This window comes from Bacteroidales bacterium, from assembly GCA_018334875.1.
Taxonomy (GTDB): domain Bacteria; phylum Bacteroidota; class Bacteroidia; order Bacteroidales; family UBA12077; genus JAGXLC01.
This window is the reverse complement of sequence record JAGXLC010000515.1, coordinates 1-2,643: the sequence shown is the minus strand read 5'-3', so window position 1 is coordinate 2,643 and position 2,643 is coordinate 1. Positions and strand designations below refer to the sequence as shown.

Sequence of the window (2,643 nt, the reverse complement as noted above, 5' to 3'; positions counted from 1 at the left end):
CGTCAGAACCTTCTTATTGAGCAATACCACTTTTTGCTTCAGGGGTGTGGGTGCATTTTACTATAAGCAACCCCAGAAACAATATTGAAAGGGAAATAGGTATATACGGTTTTTCATTTGTTTTCATCCTAAAATCGGTTTGGAATTTAATAACGATGGATTTCATTTAAATCTATTTGGAATGCTTCGAAAATTTTTCTGTTCCTTTTTGAAACTTCACTTATAAAAATTTCATCATTTATTCTGGCGTATTTTACCTTTTTTAGTTCTGAGAGTAATTCCCGGACAGTGTATGTTTTAAAAAGCCCTGCCTCTCGCATTATTCTCATGATTTGAGATTGAATAATCAGCGATAGGAATTTAATAAATAATCGAGCATCCGCGTTATATTGACCATGCGCTCTTAGTCGTGCACCATCCATCTCATTTTTTAACAGATCAAACACTTTTTCTACCTGGTCCTTATTGCGATATTTTGTTAAAATATCTTCTTTTTCAAAGTCATGATTTGTTGCTAAAATAAAGTAGCCTAACCTGTTAATCTTTTCTTTGATGCGTTGAACATTACGTTCAAGCATACCAGAAGACCGGGTATATTTAAAATAATCCTGCCAGGCTTTTGCTATGTTGTTCTCTTTAAATGATAAGGCTTCTTTCTGACTGTTAAACTTTCTGCCTTTAATGACATTTTCTTCTATTTCAATCAATTTTTTCATGAACAATTGCTTCTGATCGAGTTCTGCTTTTTCATTGAGAAAAATATGAACAGGGTAAACCCGATCGTTGAATTGAATCTGTGATTTTACATGAGAAAACAACTCGTTATTAAAGTTAAAATTATTGGCCACATCATGCAACTTTTTTTTATGTGTTTTAATAAGTTGCTTGACTTTTTTCAGGCTAAAAGGAAGGGGTTGAATGAAATCAATGTTTAATGGACTCTGACTTATCCGGGTAATATTCTCCGTGCTAAAGAAGCCACGGTCCAAAACAAAAAGGAAGTCCTTTAACCCCATGGTTTTTAAATATTTTACGCAATTTGTCAATGTTTTCACATCAACAATGCTGCCCGGATATATGGTATAAAATATGGGTAAGGCGCTTTTACTGGAGAATACCACTCCAAGGTTTATTTGGGGAAGGTTTTCTTCATCCCGATTATACCCCCACTCCACGAACTCAATATTTAAAGAGTAACTTGATATAGAGGTGATATCATAAAACAAGGCATCTACCGGCTGTAAATGAGCGATCCATGCTTCTTGAAAATCAAGTTTCTGTTGCTGGTTTCTGCCTATTTCTTCGCAAAACTTTGACAAGGAAGAAGAATCCATCCTTCTTACATCAGGCAGATGATTTTCTTCTAACCAATAGGGAAAAAGGTATAAAGGATCTCCATTGGATATTTCATAGAAAGCCAAAGCTAAAAGTTCCCTGTAGTGCTCAGGGTAACATTTTTCAAGGATACTTTTTAACCCGATTTTTTCAGCAATCCAATTTAATAGAAAAATGTTTCCATAATTTTTATGAATGATCTTTGAAGGAAACGATTTTATACTCTTTTTATATTTTTTATTTTTTGGCCCAATATAAGTTCGTTTCTGCCGGGACTGCTTTTTCTCTTTATCCCAGTAAGCTTCTACTCGATAAAGATAGGTTCTGCCTTTTATAGTCTGTTCAACGATGTAAGACATGGTTATTAATTTTATTAACGATAAAAATACATTAATAAAATTTAATAAACAAATAATTAACCAAAAATTTTTACATCGTTATTAATTTCTATGCTGATTTAAGGAAGCTTATGGTTTTCAGAATTTATTTCGATTCCCAGCTCTTTCTTCCACTATTCAAGATAGTTTTCCGAAAAAATTTGATAGAGATCAATGCATCGTTGTTGCCCCCTGGGATCGCATTTTTCCTTTCTTCGCCGGATAATAGAATCGTAATTATCCCGCTCATAATCGCCAGGATCCTGAGTTTATTCCATCCATTGAGCGAATATGAGCTAAAAAAATAACACGAAAAAGAAGTTACATAAAGAACTGAATTTTAATTTAATAACAAATTTAATTGTTTTCCTGTAATTTCTTTTTATAATGGTCCAAATTCATATATTGGTCGAGATATTCCATAACAGCTTCATCACCTTTCAGCGCATCCTCTGGCATTGGATTATCTTCCGTATAAACCCTTAGCTGATTTTCAGGCAAAATGGTTACAAAATCCTCCTTAACGGTTGGATTGTATAATTCTCTATTTCTACCCAGTTTCAAATGGTGGGCAAAAAAGGGATAGATATATTTGCGCTTGGAATACCCGTAATCATGCTTATTTGCAGCTAAATGAATATTCTGAACTTTATGTTCAGCATCATATAAAGAATATACTTTTTGAATGTAGGGATATTCAATTCGGGGAGTATTTCTTGTCCAGTCATTGCCATTCGAAATCAGCATCATTGGCCTTGGTGCACAAAGGGCTGCAATTTCAACGTTATTGGTTTGATGATGATCACTTTTGTGAATGGGCATCCCACTCTCACATACACAACCCCCGAAAAAGTGTGCCGAAACCTGTACAACAGGTGCTGAAACCTTTATCCTCTCATCAATAGCCGTTAAAATAAATGTTTGGGTTGCT

The 2,643-nt window shown here is 34.4% G+C and carries 2 protein-coding genes; both read right to left on the bottom strand.

Annotated features, from left to right (window positions below; translation table 11 throughout):
- Positions 1-146: 146 nt before the first annotated feature.
- Positions 147-1,694, bottom strand: a complete 1,548-nt coding sequence (locus KGY70_20590) for an IS1634 family transposase (protein MBS3777604.1) — start codon at positions 1,692-1,694, stop codon at positions 147-149.
- 375 nt (positions 1,695-2,069) lie between these two features.
- A partial coding sequence (locus tag KGY70_20585) for an alpha/beta hydrolase (GenBank protein MBS3777603.1) occupies positions 2,070-2,643 on the bottom strand: 574 nt, incomplete at its 5' end.

What these genes read in the sequence shown, in the direction of transcription:
- KGY70_20590 (MBS3777604.1), bottom strand. Translation starts at nt 1,694, where the DNA reads ATGTCTTACATCGTTGAACAGACTATAAAAGGCAGAACCTATCTTTAT.